Source organism: Devosia sp. ZW T5_3, assembly GCF_044987315.1.
Classification (GTDB): Bacteria; Pseudomonadota; Alphaproteobacteria; order Rhizobiales; family Devosiaceae; genus Devosia.
The window spans coordinates 138,707-155,687 of the sequence record NZ_JBJDRE010000003.1; the positions used below are offsets into that span (position 1 = coordinate 138,707).

Annotated in this window: 17 protein-coding genes; 2 read left to right on the plus strand and 15 right to left on the minus strand. The window is 62.2% G+C overall.

Features of this window, described 5'->3' with window-relative positions; translation table 11 throughout:
• Positions 1–46 precede the first annotated feature (46 nt).
• The 15 genes from ACI3KW_RS04845 to ACI3KW_RS04915 form a co-directional block, all read right to left on the minus strand.
• Positions 47–1,609, minus strand: a complete 1,563-nt coding sequence (locus ACI3KW_RS04845; RefSeq protein WP_404847151.1) for a 2-isopropylmalate synthase — start codon at positions 1,607–1,609, stop codon at positions 47–49.
• Positions 1,610–1,720: 111 nt separating this feature from the next.
• Positions 1,721–1,846, minus strand: coding sequence for a hypothetical protein (locus ACI3KW_RS04850; RefSeq protein ID WP_404847152.1), 126 nt, complete (start codon positions 1,844–1,846; stop codon positions 1,721–1,723).
• A gap of 107 nt (positions 1,847–1,953) precedes the next feature.
• The gene (locus ACI3KW_RS04855) at positions 1,954–2,841 is read right to left on the minus strand and encodes a PhzF family phenazine biosynthesis protein (RefSeq protein WP_404847153.1); all 888 of its coding nucleotides are present in this window, start codon (positions 2,839–2,841) and stop codon (positions 1,954–1,956) included.
• Between the two features lie 77 nt (positions 2,842–2,918).
• Positions 2,919–3,410: a heme-degrading domain-containing protein gene (locus ACI3KW_RS04860; protein ID WP_404847154.1), complete on the minus strand. Its 492-nt coding sequence runs from the start codon at positions 3,408–3,410 to the stop codon at positions 2,919–2,921.
• A gap of 1 nt (position 3,411) precedes the next feature.
• On the minus strand, positions 3,412–3,885 hold the full coding sequence (locus ACI3KW_RS04865; protein ID WP_404847155.1) for a GFA family protein: 474 nt from the start codon (positions 3,883–3,885) through the stop codon (positions 3,412–3,414).
• An 83-nt stretch (positions 3,886–3,968) separates the two neighbouring features.
• On the minus strand, positions 3,969–4,688 hold the full coding sequence (locus ACI3KW_RS04870) for an NUDIX hydrolase (RefSeq protein ID WP_404847156.1): 720 nt from the start codon (positions 4,686–4,688) through the stop codon (positions 3,969–3,971).
• 44 nt (positions 4,689–4,732) lie between these two features.
• Positions 4,733–5,752, minus strand: coding sequence for a ketol-acid reductoisomerase (gene ilvC / locus ACI3KW_RS04875; RefSeq protein ID WP_113123813.1), 1,020 nt, complete (start codon positions 5,750–5,752; stop codon positions 4,733–4,735).
• A gap of 4 nt (positions 5,753–5,756) precedes the next feature.
• Positions 5,757–6,413, minus strand: coding sequence for a TetR/AcrR family transcriptional regulator (locus tag ACI3KW_RS04880; protein WP_113123814.1), 657 nt, complete (start codon positions 6,411–6,413; stop codon positions 5,757–5,759).
• A 31-nt stretch (positions 6,414–6,444) separates the two neighbouring features.
• The gene (gene atzF / locus ACI3KW_RS04885) at positions 6,445–8,349 is read right to left on the minus strand and encodes an allophanate hydrolase (RefSeq protein WP_404847157.1); all 1,905 of its coding nucleotides are present in this window, start codon (positions 8,347–8,349) and stop codon (positions 6,445–6,447) included.
• Positions 8,342–8,905 carry a cysteine hydrolase family protein gene (locus ACI3KW_RS04890; protein ID WP_404847158.1) on the minus strand — a complete coding sequence of 188 codons (564 nt, stop codon included), beginning with the start codon at positions 8,903–8,905 and terminating at the stop codon, positions 8,342–8,344. The genes atzF and ACI3KW_RS04890 overlap by 8 nt, the downstream gene beginning before the upstream one ends.
• On the minus strand, positions 8,898–9,569 hold the full coding sequence (locus ACI3KW_RS04895) for a cysteine hydrolase family protein (protein ID WP_404847159.1): 672 nt from the start codon (positions 9,567–9,569) through the stop codon (positions 8,898–8,900). The genes ACI3KW_RS04890 and ACI3KW_RS04895 overlap by 8 nt, the downstream gene beginning before the upstream one ends.
• A gap of 1 nt (position 9,570) precedes the next feature.
• A complete protein-coding gene (locus ACI3KW_RS04900) occupies positions 9,571–10,707 on the minus strand; it encodes an ABC transporter ATP-binding protein (protein ID WP_404847160.1) in 1,137 nt (378 codons plus the stop codon).
• A 24-nt stretch (positions 10,708–10,731) separates the two neighbouring features.
• Entirely contained in the window at positions 10,732–11,553 is an 822-nt protein-coding gene (locus ACI3KW_RS04905) for a carbohydrate ABC transporter permease (RefSeq protein WP_113123857.1), read from the minus strand.
• A gap of 4 nt (positions 11,554–11,557) precedes the next feature.
• Positions 11,558–12,532 carry a carbohydrate ABC transporter permease gene (locus tag ACI3KW_RS04910; RefSeq protein WP_404847161.1) on the minus strand — a complete coding sequence of 325 codons (975 nt, stop codon included), beginning with the start codon at positions 12,530–12,532 and terminating at the stop codon, positions 11,558–11,560.
• Positions 12,533–12,621: 89 nt separating this feature from the next.
• Positions 12,622–13,917, minus strand: coding sequence for an ABC transporter substrate-binding protein (locus tag ACI3KW_RS04915; protein ID WP_404847162.1), 1,296 nt, complete (start codon positions 13,915–13,917; stop codon positions 12,622–12,624).
• 440 nt (positions 13,918–14,357) lie between these two features.
• Between ACI3KW_RS04915 and ACI3KW_RS04920 the strand changes: the two genes are divergently transcribed.
• Complete coding sequence (locus ACI3KW_RS04920) at positions 14,358–15,794, plus strand: NAD(P)-binding domain-containing protein (RefSeq protein ID WP_404847163.1); 1,437 nt, start codon at positions 14,358–14,360, stop codon at positions 15,792–15,794.
• Positions 15,791–16,978 (plus strand): amidohydrolase family protein, encoded by a 1,188-nt coding sequence (locus ACI3KW_RS04925; RefSeq protein WP_404847164.1) that lies wholly within the window; start codon positions 15,791–15,793, stop codon positions 16,976–16,978. The genes ACI3KW_RS04920 and ACI3KW_RS04925 overlap by 4 nt, the downstream gene beginning before the upstream one ends.
• The last annotated feature ends 3 nt before the right edge of the window (positions 16,979–16,981 follow it).

Genomic DNA, 16,981 nt, shown 5'->3' on the forward strand with positions numbered 1-16,981 from the left:
CCTCCCTGCCCCGGCCACGATGGGTCGGGCACGGCGAATCCTTATGTTACCCAGCCATTGCGCCTTGGGCGGACGCGCCGCGTTCGATCAGCAGGCGGTTATAGGCATTGAGATAGGCGCGGGCCGAAGCGACCAGTGTGTCGGGTTCGGCGGCATTGCCCGAGACGATACGGCCATTATGCTCGAGACGCACATGGGCCGATGCCTGCGCGTCGGTGCCGCCGGTCACGCCGTCGATGGCGTAGAGCACCAGATGCGGTTCCTGACCCACGGCCTGTTTGATGGCGTTGAAAATGGCATCGACCGAACCGGTGCCTTCATAGCTAACCGAAGATTCCTCGCCATCGATGGAGAGGGTCAGATCGCATTTGTGCACGCCGCCGGTCTTGGAAATGACCTGCATATCCACCAGCTTGATCCGATCGCCGACCGAGCCGACTTCGTCATCGACCAGCGCGACGATATCGGCGTCATAGACATGCTTCTTGCGGTCGGCCAGATCCTTGAAGCGCTGAAAGGCTTCCTGGAAGGCATTATCACCCAGCTCATAGCCCAGCTCACGCAGCTTGTCCTTGAAGGCGGCGCGGCCCGAATGCTTGCCCATCACCAAGGTGGTTTCCTTGATGCCGACGCTGGCGGGCGTCATGATTTCATAGGTCTCGGCATTCTTGAGCATGCCATCCTGATGGATGCCGCTCTCATGGGCGAAGGCATTCTTGCCCACGATGGCCTTGTTATACTGCACCGGGAAATTGGCGGCAGCCGAGACGATACGGCTGGCGCGGGCCAGATGGGTGGTCTCGATCTCGGTGTGATAGGGCATGACATCGGCGCGGGTGCGCAGCGCCATGACGATTTCTTCGAGCGCGGCGTTGCCGGCGCGTTCGCCCAAGCCGTTGATGGTGCATTCCACCTGGCGGGCGCCACCACGCACTGCAGCCAGCGAATTGGCGACGGCCAGCCCCAGATCATTGTGGCAATGGGCCGAAAAAATCGCCTTATCCGCGCCGGGCACCTGCGTGATGATGTCCCGGAACATCTTTTCATGCTCGTCGGGCACGGCGTAGCCAACCGTGTCAGGCAGGTTGATCGTGGTGGCGCCGGCCTTGATGGCCGTCTCGACGCAGCGCTTCAAAAATTCCAGCGGCGTGCGGGTGGCGTCCATGGCCGACCACTCGACATCGTCGATCAGATTGCGGGCCTGGGCGACGGTGCGCGCGATGATCTCGATCACCTCATCCTCGGTCTTTTTCATCTGGTGGGCCAGATGGATCGGCGAGGTGGAGACGAATGTGTGGATGCGGCCCTTCTGGGCGTGGCGCACCGCTTCACCGGCCCGATCGATATCGGCGGTGATGGCACGGGCGAGGCCCGCTACGGTGGCGCGCTTGACCTGCTTGGCGACGGCCACGACGGCCTCGAAATCGCCATTGGAGGCGATGGGGAAACCGGCTTCGATAATATCGACGCCCATCTCGTCGAGGGCTTCGGCGACCTGCAGCTTTTCCTCGAGCGTCATCGTGGCGCCGGGCGATTGTTCGCCGTCGCGCAAAGTGGTGTCGAAAATGAAGACGCGGTCTTTATTGCTGTCGGTCGTGGGGGCGGTCATTGCTCGTTTTCCTATCGTCGGCCCAGAGTCGTGGCTCTGCAGGCCGGACATTTACTGTTCGGCTGATGGCGTTATCCCCTGACGACCCGCTCGGTTTCGAGCTGCCGGTGATCAGGGGCTGATAAGAAGGAGGAGCAGAGCAGCGGGCAGAAGCAGCATGCTTGCAGCCAAGACAACGCGGGCCTGCTTGGCCTGGCTTTGTTCGATGGCGATTGCAATGGCGCGCTTGCGCTGCATTTACGAGAGTCCTGTTTGAATCAAGAATGCGCCAAACACGCTGTGGATGCAAGGACGACTTGCGCGATTTCCGTTCGCCGTTAACGCCAAGCTACTCTTCGGCCAGCTTATTCCCCCAGATCAAGCACGCCCTCGCCCACGATAATGGCATGCCCGCCAATGCCGCCATGCACCAGCACGCCATTGTCCTTGCGCAATTGCAGGGTGATGCGGCAGGGGCGACCCATTTCGTGACCCTGGCGCAGCGCATAATCGGCCTGCCCGGTGGCGAAATCGGCATGCTCCGACAACAGCCCGATCAACGCCGCGACGGCCGAGCCGGTGCCGGGATCCTCGGGTGAGCCGGAGGTGAATTTGCGGGCGGCAAAATCATTGTCCGCCTCATCCGGAGTGTGGGTGAAGATATAGGCGGAATGCCGGCCATGCGGAAATGCCTGCCGCCACTTGCCCTCATTGAGCTGGATGCGCGCGAGTACTTCGGCGTCACGCACTGGCACCAGATGAAACACATTGCCGGCCGAAAACACCGCGGGACGTAGGCTGCCGCAGCCGATTTCGTCAACCGCGATACCCAGCGCCTCAGCGATGTCACCGATATCACCCGCCGCCCCGGCCCGTTCCGGCAGACGCGGCAAGGCGAAACGCGCCTCCCCACTGCGTTTGTCGACACGTTCGAACAGCGCCGTGATCAGGCCCACCTGCTCCTCGATCCGCATCGCGCTGGCCTTGTTTTGCAGCCCTAGCGCCACGGCGGCGCCAATGGTGGGGTGGCCGGCAAAGGGCAATTCGATATCGGGCGTGAAAATGCGAACCGCAGCAGTATTGCGCTCGGCATGCGGCTTGAGGATAAACACGGTTTCGCTCAGATTGAACTCATTGGCGATGGCCTGCATCTCGCCATCGAGCAGGCCATCGGCTTTGAGCACCACGGCCAGCGGATTACCCTTGAGACGATCGCGCGTAAAGACATCGAGCAGCAGGTAATTGAGTTTCATCGCGGCACCCCAAAGCGATGCCCCGCTATTCGCGGCAAAGCCGCGCCACAGTCAAGTGTATCCGCGCCGAAATCGCCCTATTGCTTGGGCAGAGCGAAGCTTTTCTTGTCGAGCCGCAGATGATCGCACAGCGCATCGACCGCCACGCCATGATCGTCCCGCCCCGGCAGGCCCGAAATGGTGAGCGCCCCAACAATGCCCGCACCCGTCACGCGGATCGGAAAACCACCGCCGGCAATGACATAATCAGCCGGGTCGGCGCCGGATTGCGGCGGGAACGGTGCCTCGCCCCGCTCCAGCACCAGCCGGTAGCTGGCGCGCTGGAAACGGCGCACCGAATTGATCTTCCGCCGCACCCATTCGGCATTGTCAAAACTGGTGCCCGCCGTAGCCGTGAAGAACAATTGCCGGTCCCAGGTGCGGATGTCGACCACGAGGCTAAGATTTTGGGCCAGCGCACGGGCTCGAATAGCAGAGCCAATCTCGTAGGCCACGGCCTCGTCGAATACCGGCGGCACCAGTTCGGCTTCCTGCTTCTTGACCAGCGCGATATCGTCGGCAGTGCTCATGTCAGCGGCTCTTTGCAGTCAATGCGGACCAGGCCGCGTAAAGGGGTTCGCGGCTGGGGGCCTGGCCGGCGAAATTGACCAAGGCTGGGTCGATGGTGACCCAGGGCTGCTTGCGATCGGCCCAGACATTGCCGACCGGCACTGCCCAGGTCATGTCGTCCAGCGTGCCGGCGCGCACCATGATCAGCTCAATGGCCGCCTGCGGCTCATTCCAGATGCGCGTATGGCAGGTGGGGCAGGACATCTGCGCGATCTGGCGACCGCTGTCGGCGGTGACGACATAGGCCGCGAGCTTTCCGGCGATCAGTTCGATATCGCCGCGCCGCACCGGCATTGTCATCTGAAAAGCCCCGCCGGTACTGCGCTGGCAATCCTTGCAATGGCAATTGTAAACCGCCAACGGCGACGCCTTGAGCCGATAGCGCACCGCGCCGCACACGCAGCCACCCTCGACGGGAAATTCTGGCAAACTCATCGCGCCCTCCCGACTCGACATTTCGCCAAGCCAGGGCTGGTTTTAGCCGAGTTTGCGGAATCAAAGAAGTAGCGGACTCGCTACTAAACTATGTGGCCGGCGGCGAAGGCTCGCGCTACCGCAATCGCATAAGGCACTGCCCCTGCCCGTTCGGCCTCATCAGGCGAACGGATGGCAATGACATCGGCCAATTCGCGATGCTCCTGGACGCTCAGATTTGCACGTATCCTTGCCATCAGATCCGCTGCCGGTTCGGCGAAGCGAAACACCCGGCCGATCGACAACCTCGGCCCGTCGAGCACGGCAACGCTCATGCCGGCTGCAGCATCCTGTGCCGCCAGTCCGGTTTCCTCGGACAGCTCAAGTTCGATGGAGCGCAGCACGTTGACGCGTCCGTCAGGCAGCACATCGCGCGGCTCAAGCGCGCCGCCCGGCGGATAAATCCGGCCGGCATTGGCAGTTTGCCCGCCCATTACCCCATAAATGAGCGCATTATCGCTGCTCACGATCAATGCCCAGCCGAAGGTGTGGCAGAGCCCGATATCGGGAAAGCCCTGGCTGCGCCAAAGCATGAACGCCGAATAGGCATCCTCAAGCGCCTCTGCCTGCAATTTGCCATCGCGGATCGCGACCGGCCCGCCGCCTGGCGCCGTCAGCCCAAGAATGCGCCCATCCCATAGATGCGGATTGGCGTCGAGGGCCGATTGCCAAAAGGCCGGCACCTCGGCGCGCATAGCGGGTGGCAGCGGCCAGGCGCCGGGCACCAGATGAATATCGATTTGCGAAACGGGAACGATCTGCATGGCAGAAAGAAAAAACGGCCGGGTCGCCCCGGCCGCTTTGTCGCTTAGTTCTTGGCCTTGTCGACCAGGGCGCCGGCCTTGATCCAGGGCATCATGTCGCGCAGCTTGCTGCCGACTTCTTCGATCTGGTGTTCGTCGGCGAGGCGGCGGGTCGCCTTGAAGCGCGAACCGCCAGCCTTGATTTCCTGCATCCAGTCGGAGGTGAACTTGCCCGACTGAATGTCATTGAGCACGCGCTTCATCTCGGCCTTGGTTTCCGAGGTGATGATGCGTGGGCCAGTGACGTATTCGCCCCACTCGGCCGTATTCGAGATCGAGTAGTTCATGTTGGCGATGCCGCCCTGGTAGATCAGGTCGACGATCAGCTTCACTTCGTGCAGGCACTCGAAATAGGCCATTTCCGGTGCGTAACCGGCTTCGACCAGGGTTTCGAAACCAGCACGGATCAGCTCGACCAGACCGCCGCACAGCACAGCCTGCTCACCGAACAGATCGGTTTCGCATTCTTCGCGGAAATTGGTTTCGATGACGCCCGAACGGCCGCCGCCAACGCCCGATGCATAGGCCAGCGCGATATCATGGGCATTACCCGACGCGTCCTGATGCACGGCGATCAGGCAAGGCACGCCGCCACCCTTCTGGTATTCGCCACGCACGGTATGGCCCGGGCCCTTGGGCGCGATCATGATCACGTCGACGGTCGACTTGGGCTCGATCAGGTTGAAATGCACGTTCAGGCCATGCGCGAAAGCCAGCGCCGCGCCGTCACGGATATTGGGCTCGATATGCTGCTTGTAGATGTCAGCCTGCAGCTCATCGGGGGTCAGCATCATGATGACATCGGCCCACTTGGACGCGTCGGCAACGCTCATCACCTTGAGGCCTTCGCCCTCGGCCTTCTTGGCCGACGGGGAGCCTGGGCGCAGCGCGACAACGACGTCGGTGACGCCCGAGTCGCGCAGGTTCAGCACATGGGCATGGCCCTGCGAACCGTAACCGACAATCGCCACTTTCCGCGATTTGATGATGTTCAGATCGGCATCCCGATCGTAATAGACGCGCATTGGATCACTCCCTGTTATGCGTTGCCTCCACCCCATACAGGGTGAAGAATTGGTCAGTCGCGGCCTTAACATCGGCTTCGATATTGGCCTCGATATTAGATTGGGTCAGCGTGCTGTCGCCCAGCAGCAGACGGATCTGCACATCGCGGACGACAAGGCCGAAAAACGTGCGATACGCGTCTTCGCTATTGGCAAAGCGCAGCAGGCGGGCGTCCTTGCCGGCCTCGAGAATGGGCTTGAGCCGCCGGCGAATGCCCATCGGCCCGTTTTCGAGCACGATCAGCCCCAACCGGTCCTTTTCCTGGGCGGCATGGGTGATGGCGGTGCGGTTGAGCGTTACCGAGACATCGCCGATGATGACGGTAAGCAGATCGCGCGCGAACTGTTCCATGCTCAGCCGCAGCGCCTTGGCGCTGAGATGGGAGCGATCGACCTGCGGCATGCGCACCTTGGCCGCCTGCCACTGCACTGTGGCGGTCAGCAGGCCATCGCGATCGCCGAACCACTTATAGAGCGTTTCCTTGGAGCACGAGGCGCGCCGCGCCACCGCGGTCATGGTCAGCCCGTCCCCGTTTTCCACGAGCAAATCCAGCGCCGCCGTCAGCACAGCCTGCTGGCGGGGGGTGAATGTCTCTTCATTGACCTTGATGGTCAGCGGCACGGGTCAGTCCTCACGCGATGCGGCCGATGGTTCAGCCGATTTCGACGAGAGGCGTACCGTACGGTACGGTTCGTTGCAAGCAGTTTGTTGCAAGCGTTAGCCAGCAGCCTGGCCTGGTGGCGTGGCAATAGGCCGCCCACCCGCCAAAACCGCTGATGTCGGGCTGCCCAATGGTAGCGGCCGCTTCGCAGAGGAAGCCGGTGATCTGGCTGCCATCCTCCAGTTCCAGTTTGCCAACGCCCAGCGGCGCCGGAATACGGGATACAAAATCGCCAAAACCGGCAAGCGGCAAGGCCCACACCTCGACCGCGATCTTGCTGCCGCCGGATGCTGTTCGGACCAGACCCGGTTTTGGCGGCGTCGTGCCCAGCGCGAAGAGCTGGTATTTGTCGCTGGTCGTCGCGGCACGGCGAAAAATGGCGCCACGCTCCAGCAATTCATGATTGAGCGGCATGCCGGAAAGATGGGCGCCCACCACGGCGATTTCGCGATAATCCGCACCAAGCTCAGGTTCGCTCGGTGCCGGATAGGGATTAGCGAACATACCAAGCGGCAGGCCGGTGGCACGGTGGAACGCGGCAGCGACACCCGCAGCCTTTGCCTCGGCAAAGCCGGGCGCCAGGAAGGTCACACCCAGCGGCAGGCCATCGGCGCGAAAACCATTGGGCACGGCAATGCCGCACAACCCCATCAGGTTGACGAAATTGGTGTAAATGCCCAGCCTGGCATTCAGCGCGATCGGGTCGGCTTCAATCTCGGACTTGCGATAAATGGTGGGCGTGGTCGGCACCATCAGCACGGCAATATCATCCCAGATCGGGCGAGTAGCGCATTTCAGTTCTGCAATGCGATGTATCGCGCCAAACGTATCGAGCGCAGTGAACTTGCCGGAATTGGACAATATCTGCCGCGTGACCGAATGGATGGCGTCGCGATGGCGTTCCAGCACCGCGTCGAGGCTCAGCGCCCGCTCGGAAATCCAGGGACCTTCATAAAGGATACGCTGGGTTTCCTCAAACGGAGCGAAATCAATCTCCACCGCCTCGCCACCCAGCGTTTTCAGGCGTTTGACCGCCTCGGCAAAAAGCCGTTCGGCTTCGCTATCGCCAAAGAACCTCAAGGCTTCGCCCTTGGGAATACCAAAGCGGAAATGCGGCGCTGGGGCGGCCGGCACCAGCGGCACCAGATCGGCTTCGGGCTTGGAGAATGGATAGGATGGATCGTAGCCCGCGATGAGGCGCAGCACGTCCATGCCGTCTTCCACGGTCAGCGCGAACACCGCCAGGGTCTCGATGGTCTTGACGCACCCGCCGCCCGAGACACAGGCATTACTGACCAGGCCCGGGGTCGGCTTGATGCCCACGATATTATTAAAGCCTGCGGGCACCCTGCCCGACCCGGCGGCGTCATTGGCGATGGAAAAACTCGACAGCCCCGCCGCGACAGAAACGGCCGAGCCGGAGCTGGAACCGCCGGAAATGAAGTCCTCGTCGAATACCGAGGAACAGGCGCCATAGGGCGTACGCATGCCAACCAGACCAATGCCGAACTGATCCATATTGGTCTTGCCGATCAGGATGGCGCCGGCGTCGAACAGCCGCGTAATGGCCTGCCCGCTAGTCTGCGCAATATAGGCACCTTCCGGCAGGGCATTGGTGGTGGGCAGCCCCACTATGTCATTGCAATCCTTGACAGAAAACGGAATGCCCCAGAGCGGGCGACCGTCATAGCCCGCGCTCTCCAGCGCCGCTGCGGCGGCCAAGGCGTCGGCGCGGTCGACCAGATGGATCCACACATGATCCTCGCTACGCGCGGCGATACGGTCATAAATGACTGCTATAACCCGGGTCGGCGTCAGCGCCCCACTGGCATAGCCGGCGCTGAGCGTGGTGAGGTCTAGGCTACCCGTAGTGGCGGACCAATTGGTCTCAAGCATGGTGTAAATTCCCCTGAGGAGCCAGCGCGGCATGGATGGCGGCGCTGTCGGCTACCGCGCCGAACAGCCCGTTGCCGAAAGTAGTCATACGCAATTGCGCGGTGTGGCGGGCCGGGCTGGTGGCCTTGCTGGCATCGGCAACCAGCAGGCATTCAAAGCCCATATCATTGGCGTTGCGCTGGGTGGCGTGGACCAAGCCATCAGTCGGCAGACCCGCGATCAGCAGATTGCGGATGCCGCGCTGGCGCAGATCGGCTTCGAGCTGGGTGCCAAAAAACGCATTGTCCCCCCGATGCTGCACAGCTTTCGACCGATACAGAGCAAGGTCTGAAACCAGCGCCTCCGCACCCCGCTGCGACACCACCACGGCAATGCCGAGACTGTGGGCCAGATCGGCAAGCCCCATCGCGACGGCAAGCTCACTTTGGGCACCAACGTTACGGACAGTGCTCTCGTGAAAGCCCAGGAGGAGGAGTGCGGTGTCAGCGGCATTCCATTGGCCATCAAAGGGCCAGGCATAGGGATTAGCGGCAATAGTTGGAAACGTGTCAGGCATCAGCGTGCTCGAGCATGGCGGTGAAGCCGGCCGTATTGGAGACGCCGCCCCAGCGACCGCCGTAGGCTTTGAGAATATCCATGGCGGCGGCGTGGTTGGCGGTCTCGACAGCCGCGGTGCAATCTTCCAGCACCACGCATTCCAGCCCCCGCTCGAAGCCATCGCGGAACGTCGATTGCACGCAGCAATCGGAGGTGACGCCGACAATGACCAGCCGGTCTATGCCGCGTGCCTGCAACTGCTCTTCCAGGTCCGTGGCGTAAAACGAGGACTTGCCGGGCTTGTCGATGATCAACTCGCCCACGATCGGCGCCAGCTCCGGCACGATCTGCCAGCCCGGTTCCCCACGCACCAGAATACGGCCAGCGGCACCCATATCGCCAATGCCCAAGCCATGGACGCGGGTGCGCCATTGCTTGTTGGCAGGCAGATCGGACAAGTCCGGCTTATGCCCTTCGCGCGTATGGATGACCGTGATCCCAGCCGCGCGCGCGGCAGCAAGCACGCGCTGAATCGGCGCAATCATGGCGCGCGTATTGCTGACATCTTCGCCCAGCTGATCGACCCAGCCACCGGGGGCGCAGAAATCGACCTGCATATCGATGATCAGCAACGCCATGGCGCTGCGGCGCGCTGGCGCGATCTCGGGCCAGAAGTCGCTCATGTCAAAGCGCCATGCCGGATGCGGCGTCAAACACATGGATGGCAGCCGGATCAACCGCGAAGGACAGCGCTTCCCCGCTGATAATATTGAGCCCGCCATCCAGCACGACCCGCAGGCGGGGGCGGATGGCATGCAGGTCCTCTTCCTGCTCGATCACGCCGGGAGACACCACTTCGGCACCGGCAATATCGAGATGAGCCAGCAGCGTGGCGCCCAAGTCCTCGACGAAAGCAGCCCGCGCCATGAGCCCACCGGTAGGCGCCATCTGCGGCACCAGCCGCAACGCCTCGGGGCGAATGCCGATGACCACGGCCTGCCCCACGCTCATCCCTTCCCTGCCGGCGACCGGTAGGGTGAACGCACCGGTCTGCACCGCCAGCTCACCATCGAGGCTGCGCAATGTACCCTTGAGGAAGTTGATGGGCGGCGAGCCGATGAAGCTCGCGACAAACAGATTGACCGGCTTGTCATAGAGCCGGCGGGGCGTGTCGAGCTGTTGCAACCGACCCTTGTTCATCACCGCAACGCGGTGGCCCATGGTCATGGCCTCTACCTGATCATGGGTGACATAGACCGTGGTCACCGCCGTCATGCGTTGCAGCTTGGCAATTTCGGCCCGCATCTGCCCGCGTAGCCGGGCATCGAGATTGGACAGCGGCTCATCCATCAAAAAGGCATTGGGCGAGCGCACCAAAGCGCGGCCCATGGCGACGCGCTGGCGCTGACCGCCCGATAGCTTGGCCGGTTTGCGATTGAGAAAATCGGTGAGCTCGAGCAGCGCCGCTGTCTCGCGCACCTTTGCCTCGATCGCTTCCCTCGGGACACGCCGCACCTTGAGACCGAAGGCGATGTTTTCCGCGACCGTCAGATGCGGATAAAGCGCGTAGGACTGGAACACCATGGCGATGTTACGGTCGCGCGGGGCCAGCTCATTGGCCACTTCGCCATTGATGATCAACCGGCCCCCGGTAATGTCCTCCAGCCCCGCAATCATACGCAGCGCGGTGGATTTGCCGCAGCCCGAGGGGCCGACCAGCACCATGAACTCGCCATCGGCGATTTCCAGATCCAGCTCGTTCACGGCGGAATGGCCGCCTTCATAGGTCTTGGAAACCCGCTCGAATACTATCTGGGCCATGTCGGCAGTCCCCGCTTTGTCAGCTCATTGAACGCCATTGGTCGCCCCCTGAACGAAATATCGATTGAGAAACAGCGCCATGAGCACGATGGGCACGGTGGAAAAATGCGCCAGCGCGCCCAGCGTGCCCCAGGTGATGTCCTTGGTGCCGTAAGCGGTGAGCAGCGCCACCGACAGCGGCTTGGAATCGAGCTTGGTCAGGAACATTGGGTATAAAAAGTCGTTCCAGGAGAACATGACGCAGAACAGGATGCAGGCGATGATGCCCGAGCGCGCCGCCGGCACGGCAACCTTGAAAAAGGCGCCGAATTGGGTGCAGCCATCGGTCATGGCCGCCTCTTCCATGTCCTTGGGCAGGGCCCGGAAATAGGAGAACATCATCCAGGTGACGAAGGCGCAATTGAGCATGGTGTTGATGATGATCACGGCCCACCAGCTACCCAACAGGCCCACATCGCGCATCATCAGGTAAAACGGGATCAGCGCGGCAATGGCCGGCACCATGCGGATGGCGAGGAAGAAATAGGCCACGCCATTGGCCAGTCGCGAGCGCGAACGCGCCAGCGCATAACCGGCCGGCACGCCCAGCAGCAGCGAGAGAAAAGCCGCGCCGAGGCTGATGATCAGCGAGGAGCGGGTGAGCGAAGCCACATCGAAATAGGACATGACCGAGCGGAATTGATCCAGCGTCGGGGTGAAATCGAGCCGCGGCGGCACGCTGAAAATCTGGTTGGAGGGCTTATAGGCCGTGGCGATCAGCCAGGCGACCGGCAGCAGGAACAGCACGGTGATGACAATGAGGGCGCTGCGCTCGGCAATGATGTGGCGCTGGGAAATCTTGCTCATCGCTTCACCGCCCATTGATGCGCACATCGGCGCGCCGCACACAGAAAATCAGCACCCCCGCCATGATGGCAATGAACAGGATCGTCACATTGCCGATAGCTGAGGCGTAGCCGACATTGAAGAATTGCAGCCCCTGCTTGACTGCCAGCAGCATCAGCGTGTTGGTCGCGTCATTGGGTCCGCCGCCAGTCGTCACATAGACCGTGTCGAACACCCGGAAAGCGTCCATGGTGCGCAGCACCAGCGCGAGGAAGATCGAGGGCAGCATCAACGGCACGATCAGCATGGTGAACCGTTGCAGGCTCGTCGCGCCATCAGCCTGCCCCGCTTCAAGCACGTCGGATGGCAGCGATTTGAGGCCGGCCAGCAGGATCAGCGCCATCAGCGGCGTCCATTCCCAGCAATCGATCAGGATCAGCGTCCACAGCGCCGTGCTGCCATCGGTCATCAACCCGGTGCGCGGACCAATGCCCGCATTGGCCAGGAAATAGCCGATCAGCCCATAATCGGCGCCGAGCAAGGCCTTGTAGATCAGGCCCACCACGAGCGGCGTGATGGTGGCCGGGATCAACAGGAAAGCCAGGCATATCCGATTGAAACGACTGTCCCGCCACAGCAGCAGCGCCAGCCCGAACCCCAGCACCAGCTGAATGGCGACGCTGAAAATGGTGAACTGGAAGGTGTTGAGAATGGCCTGGCGCGCCGAGCGATCGGCAAAGATATCGAAATAATTGTCGAGCCCGACGAACTTTGTGCGGTTGGGCTTGAGCAGATTGTAGTCAAAAAAGCTGTACCAAACGCCCTGCGCCAGCGGCCATACCCCAACCACCAGCACATAGAGCACAGCGGGCGCACCGAGGCAGAACAGGAACAGGCGGCGATTGTCGGTATAGGAGCCAGAAAACGGCAATCGGCGGCGAGCAGGCTTGCTCTGCGGCAAGGCACTATCCTCTTGGTCGATCACACCGGACTGGCTCATAAGAAATTCCGCCTTGCTGGCACATTTGGTGCGGCCACGAGCCGTCGCGAGAACTCCCCGCGATCAACGCGGGGAGCCGAGGATCGGGACTAAAACAGCTCTTCAGCCTTGGCCTGAGCTTCGTCCAGCGCCGCCTGCGGCTCTGCCGCCCCAGCCAGCACCGAGTTCACCGCAGTCCCCAGCAGGTCCTGCAATTCAGGATATTGCGGGATACGCGGCCGGTATTCGCCATTGCCGTTTTCATAGGTCTTGGCGATGACGGGCAGGAAATCGAACTTGGCCAGCAGGTCCGGGTCGGTCATTTCGCTTTTGCGCATGAACGAGCCGGCGCCTTCCATATTGAATTCCTTATGGATGGTCTTGCTGGTCAGCCACTTGATGAAGGTCCAGGCCGCTTCCTGCTGGGAGGGCGTGATATCGGCATTGATCGCCATGCCCCAGCCGCCCACGCCATAGCGGGGCTCAAGCCCTTCCGCGACGGGCGCTGTGGCAATGCCCACCTTGCCCACGACATTGGAAACGGCAGGGTCGCTATAGCCAGGCGCGCCGACCGACCAGGTCTGCATCATGGCCACCAGGCCCTGGCGGAAGCTCTCCTCGCGCCCGCCCCAATCATATTCGATGGCGCCAGGAGGGGCAGTATCGGCGAACAGCTCCTTATAGACCTCAAGGCTATGCACGTTTGCCGCCGAATTGAGTGCCGGCTTGCCATCGGCGCCCATGATGGAGCCGCCAAGCTGGCTGTTATACTGCATCCAGTCCTGCGCGACGGCTGGCCCCATCTGCCCATTGGCGACAAAACCATACTGGTTCTTGGCCGGATCGGTCAGCGCCTTGGCGTCGGCCACAAAATCTTCGGTCGTGGTGGGCACGGCTAGGCCCGCGGCCTCGAACAGGTCCTTGCGATAGGCCAGCACGTTGGCATAGCCCGCAAAGGGGAAGGCGACATAGCGCCCTTCATATTGGCCCAAAGCTTCGAGCAGCACCGGGTAGATATCGTCCAGGTCCATCTCGGCGGCGTCGCGCTTGACCCAATCGGTCAGATCGACCGAATAGCCATTTTCGGCATATTGCCCGGCCCACACGATATCCATGGTGACCAGATCATAGCCCTTCGTGTCGCCGATGAAATCGGCGGTCGTCTTGGTCAGCAGCTCGCCATAGCTGAGGATTTCGACCCGCAGATCGGCGCCGGTGTCTTCCTTGAACTTGGGCGCCAGCTTGGCCAGCACCGCGCCGAACTGGTCATTCTGGGAGGCGAGCGTCAGCGTCACCCCCGCCAGGGACTTATCCTGCGCCAGCGTGGTCGAAGCCATGAGCGCCGCAAACCCAACACCGAGAATGCTGGCACGGCATAGAAGCGAAGTGGGAAAAACCTTGGTCATCGGAACCCTGCCTTCAAGGAGGTTGATTACGGGAGGCGAGCCTATCCAAACCCTTTAACCTGTCAAACAGAATTTCACATAACTTCCAAAAATCTAACTTATTACAACATGTATGCCCAAGGCAGTGTCAGAGTGACTAAAAAATAGACGATCCAAGACTTGGATAAGCGTGTTGCCCGCTGGAGATAACGCCATTTTATCCGGTTATACGGGAAGTTTTGTTTAGTGCCCACCGATTGGTCGGATGAATTTTGACCGGCATGAAGGCCAGCAAAAGCGCGCGAAACCCTCGTATTTTGCCGCGAAAAGTCGGCCAAAAATCCAACATTCCCTATCACAATCGCCCGCCAGATTTCAAAAATTACACATTCAAACACTTTACAGCTGCGCCCTCCGGTATAAGCTCGCACCACTCACCCAAGTCCAGGAGGCCCTTAGCCATGACCGGTCTCACCCCAGCCTTGACGGCGCTGGAAGCCCGCGCGCTCAGCGACCTGGCGCTGGTGGAAAAGCCGCTGCGCCAGTGGGTGCCGCCGCGCAAACTGCCCTCGGGCGAGTTGGTGCGGGATGTGGTCATCATCGGCGCCGGCCTGTCGGGGCTGGCGATCGGCTTTGGGCTCAAGCAGCAGGGCGTCGGCAATGTGCTGGTGCTCGATGCGGCCGCGCAAGGGCAGGAAGGCCCGTGGATCACCACGGCGCGCATGCGCACGCTACGCTCGCCCAAAACGCTGACCGGCCCCGATCTGGGCCTGCCCTCGCTCACCTATCGCGCCTGGCACGAGGCCGTGCATGGCCCGCAGAGTTGGACCAGCCTAGAGATGATCGCCCGGCAGGACTGGATGGCCTATCTCATCTGGTTCCGCCGCGTCATCGGGCTCGATGTCAGCAATAACACAAGGCTGCTGGCCATCGAAGAGGGCCCCGATGGGCTGATCACCCTGCGGCTTGACCACAATGGCGCAGCCGAAACCCTGACCTGCCGCAAGGTCGTGCTGGCAACCGGCATGGAGGGATCGGGCGGCCTGCACATCCCCGATGCCATTGTCGGCGCCTTGCCGCGCGAGCGCTGGACTCATAGCGGCGAGGCCTTCGATGCAGCGGCGCTGGCGGGCAAGGATGTCGGCGTAATCGGTGCCGCCGCCTCAGGCTTTGACTGGGCCGTGACGGCGCTGGAAGCCGGCGCGCGCAGCGTTACCGTGCTGGCGCGAAGCCAGGCGCTGCCGCAGACCGAAGTGCTGGACTGGTCCAATTTCCCCGGCTTCCTCAACCACTTTTCCGACCTCGATGATATGCAACGCTACCGCTTCGCGCGGCGGCTGCTGTCGTTCAAAACGCCGCCAACCATCGCCATGTATGAGCTGGCCATGGGCTTCCCCAATTGCCGCCTCGTGCTGGGCACAAGCACCGGCGCGGCGCAGTTGGATGGCGACGCCATCACACTCACCGCCGATAGTGGCGAGCGCTACCGCTTCGATCATTTGCTGCTCGGCACCGGCTATTCCATCGATCTGGCACGGCGGCCCGAGCTGGCAGGGCTAGTGACCAAAATCGCACTGTGGAAGGATCGCTTCGCCGCCCCACCCGGCGAAGAAGACCCCGCCCTTCTGGCCTATCCCTTCCTCGGCCCAGCCTTCGAATTCACCGAAAAAGTGCCGGGCGCCGCGCCCATCCTGGGCAATATCCACGTGTTCAACCACGGCGCCGTCCCCAGCCTCGGCCCGGTCTGCAATGGCATAACCGGCCTCAAATCCGGCGTGCCCAAGATCGTCGCAGGAATTTCCCGCGGCCTGTTCCTGGCCGACGCCCAGGAGCACTACCGCGCCCTCGATCGCTACGACAAAGTCCATTTCGCCCCAGCCAGCGCGGCCGCCTCATGAGCACAACGCTATTTTCCGATGTGATGCTACCCAGCGGCGATCGCGCCGACGTGTTGGTCAGCGGCGGTCGCATCGCCAGAATTGCCGGGCCGAACACGCTAACCGCGGACACAGCGGAATTGGTGCCGGGCGCCGGGCTATTGCTGGCGCCCTCCTTTGTCGAGGGACATATCCATCTCGACAAGACGCTGCTGGGCCTGCCCTTCATCTCGCATCTGCCCGGCGATAGCGTCGGCGAGCGGATCGAGCGCGAAAAGCAGCTGCGCCGCTCGGTCACGCTGCCTGTGCTCGAACGCGGCGCAAAACTGATCGAACAGATCGTGCCCTTCGGCACGGGTCTGGTGCGCAGCCATGTCGACATCGACACCGAAATCGGCCTCGCCCATCTCGAGCAATTGCTCGCCCTGCGCGAGCGCTATGCCAGACTGATCGATCTGCAGATCGTGGCCTTTCCGCAAAGCGGCATCGTGCGCGACCCCGGCACGGCCGACCTGCTCGACGCAGCGCTGAGCAATGGCGCGAACCTGATTGGCGGCCTCGATCCAGCCGGGATTGATGGCGATATCAGCGGCCATCTCGACGTGGTGTTTAGCCTGGCCGAAAAACACGACGCCGGCATCGATATCCACCTGCACGATGGCGGCCTGCTGGGCCTGTTCGAGCTGACCGATATCGCCGCACGAACCAAAGCCGCCGGATTGGGCGGCCGCGTCGCGGTCAGCCACGCCTTCTGCCTGGGCGAACCGCTCGACATCGGCCCAACGCTCGAGGCTCTGGCCGAGGCGGGCGTGGCGATCATGACCAATGGCCCGGGCCCGGTGCCCATGCCGCCGGTCAAGCGCCTGCATGCAGCCGGCGTCACCATATTTGCCGGATCGGACAATATCCGCGACGCCTGGGCGCCCTATGGCAATGGCGACATGCTGGAACGCGCCATGCTGATCGGCTACCGGCAGGGCCTCTTGGCCGATGCCGATATTGCCCTGACCTTCGACATGGCGACCCATCACGCCGCCCACGCCCTTGGCGTCACAAAATATGGCATTGCCGAAGGGCAGCCCGCCGATCTCGTCTTGATTTCAGCCGGATCAACCGCCGAGGCAGTCGCCACGCGGCCAGCACGCCGCATGGTGATGAAGGCGGGCCTGGTGGTCGCCGCCCATGGCGTACTGGTGGGCCGGTGAGAG

Coding starts and splice junctions, on each gene's coding strand:
- ACI3KW_RS04845 (WP_404847151.1), bottom strand. CDS start 1,609: ATGACCGCCCCCACGACCGACAGCAATAAAGACCGCGTCTTCATTTTC.
- ACI3KW_RS04865 (WP_404847155.1), bottom strand. CDS start 3,885: ATGAGTTTGCCAGAATTTCCCGTCGAGGGTGGCTGCGTGTGCGGCGCG.
- ACI3KW_RS04925 (WP_404847164.1), top strand. CDS start 15,791: ATGAGCACAACGCTATTTTCCGATGTGATGCTACCCAGCGGCGATCGC.
- ACI3KW_RS04890 (WP_404847158.1), bottom strand. CDS start 8,905: ATGCCTGACACGTTTCCAACTATTGCCGCTAATCCCTATGCCTGGCCC.
- ACI3KW_RS04860 (WP_404847154.1), bottom strand. CDS start 3,410: ATGAGCACTGCCGACGATATCGCGCTGGTCAAGAAGCAGGAAGCCGAA.
- ACI3KW_RS04910 (WP_404847161.1), bottom strand. CDS start 12,532: ATGAGCCAGTCCGGTGTGATCGACCAAGAGGATAGTGCCTTGCCGCAG.
- ACI3KW_RS04905 (WP_113123857.1), bottom strand. CDS start 11,553: ATGAGCAAGATTTCCCAGCGCCACATCATTGCCGAGCGCAGCGCCCTC.
- ACI3KW_RS04870 (WP_404847156.1), bottom strand. CDS start 4,688: ATGCAGATCGTTCCCGTTTCGCAAATCGATATTCATCTGGTGCCCGGC.
- ACI3KW_RS04920 (WP_404847163.1), top strand. CDS start 14,358: ATGACCGGTCTCACCCCAGCCTTGACGGCGCTGGAAGCCCGCGCGCTC.
- ACI3KW_RS04915 (WP_404847162.1), bottom strand. CDS start 13,917: ATGACCAAGGTTTTTCCCACTTCGCTTCTATGCCGTGCCAGCATTCTC.
- ACI3KW_RS04900 (WP_404847160.1), bottom strand. CDS start 10,707: ATGGCCCAGATAGTATTCGAGCGGGTTTCCAAGACCTATGAAGGCGGC.
- atzF (WP_404847157.1), bottom strand. CDS start 8,349: ATGCTTGAGACCAATTGGTCCGCCACTACGGGTAGCCTAGACCTCACC.
- ACI3KW_RS04850 (WP_404847152.1), bottom strand. CDS start 1,846: ATGCAGCGCAAGCGCGCCATTGCAATCGCCATCGAACAAAGCCAGGCC.
- ilvC (WP_113123813.1), bottom strand. CDS start 5,752: ATGCGCGTCTATTACGATCGGGATGCCGATCTGAACATCATCAAATCG.
- ACI3KW_RS04895 (WP_404847159.1), bottom strand. CDS start 9,569: ATGAGCGACTTCTGGCCCGAGATCGCGCCAGCGCGCCGCAGCGCCATG.
- ACI3KW_RS04855 (WP_404847153.1), bottom strand. CDS start 2,841: ATGAAACTCAATTACCTGCTGCTCGATGTCTTTACGCGCGATCGTCTC.